The organism is Streptomyces sp. LS1784 (assembly GCF_020103755.1).
Classification (GTDB): Bacteria; Actinomycetota; Actinomycetes; order Streptomycetales; family Streptomycetaceae; genus Kitasatospora.
In genome coordinates this window covers 1-783 of the sequence record NZ_JAHSQD010001203.1, presented here as the reverse complement: position 1 = coordinate 783, position 783 = coordinate 1, and the positions used below count along the sequence as shown (strand labels likewise).

The window sequence follows — 783 nt, the reverse complement described above, 5'->3', positions numbered from 1 at the left end:
GGGGCCGGGCCTCGGTGGGCGGGGAGTCGGAGGGACCGCCCGCCGGGGCGGACCCGTCTTCGGTCCGGCCGTCGGCCCGTACGCCCACCGACGGATCGCCGTGCAGCAGCAGCGCCCCCGCCCCGCCCAGCGCGACGCCCGCCGCGAGCGTGACGCAGAACGCCTCGGCGTCCCGCCCGGCGGGGTACAGCTGCCCCTCCTCCACGCAGACGTCCACCGCCGAGGTGAGCTCCTCGCCGTCCTCGGGCCCGTGGCAGCGCAGTGTCAGCAGGTGGCACCCCTCCCCCGCGCCCTCGGCCAGCGCCAGGTAGACCGAGGTCACGTACCGCATCACGGCCGCCATCCGGAACTGCCCGGCCGGGTCGTCGCCGACGGCGCCCAGCAGGACCGCGCAGGCCACGGACATCCGCACCCGCGCCCGGTGGTCGTCCAACAACACCGGGACCAGCTCGGCCAGCCGCTCCCCCGCGTACACGAAGGGCTCCCCGGCCAGCTCCGGATCACCCGCGTACGCGACCCGGGCGGCGGGCATCCGGGGATCGAGGCCGAGCGCCTCGCAGTAGTCCTCGAAGTCGGCCGCCTCCAGGACCCGCAGGTGCACCTCCAGCCCCTGCCGGTGCAGGGCCGTCAGCTGCTCCTCGGCCCGCCGCAGGTACGCCTGGTGCCCGAGCCCGCCGAACAGCCCGTACCGCGCCAGACCGGCGAAGTCCCCGGCGTCGACGGCCAGCGCCACCGCCACGGGCTGGGGCGGCGGTGCCGCCCGGACCCGCCCGGCGCGCCCGG

Annotated in this window: 1 protein-coding gene; it reads right to left on the bottom strand. The window is 77.9% G+C overall.

Annotated features, from left to right (window positions below):
* A partial coding sequence (locus KS423_RS46545) for a hypothetical protein (RefSeq protein ID WP_224285669.1) occupies positions 1–733 on the bottom strand: 733 nt, incomplete at its 3' end.
* Positions 734–783: the final 50 nt, after the last annotated feature.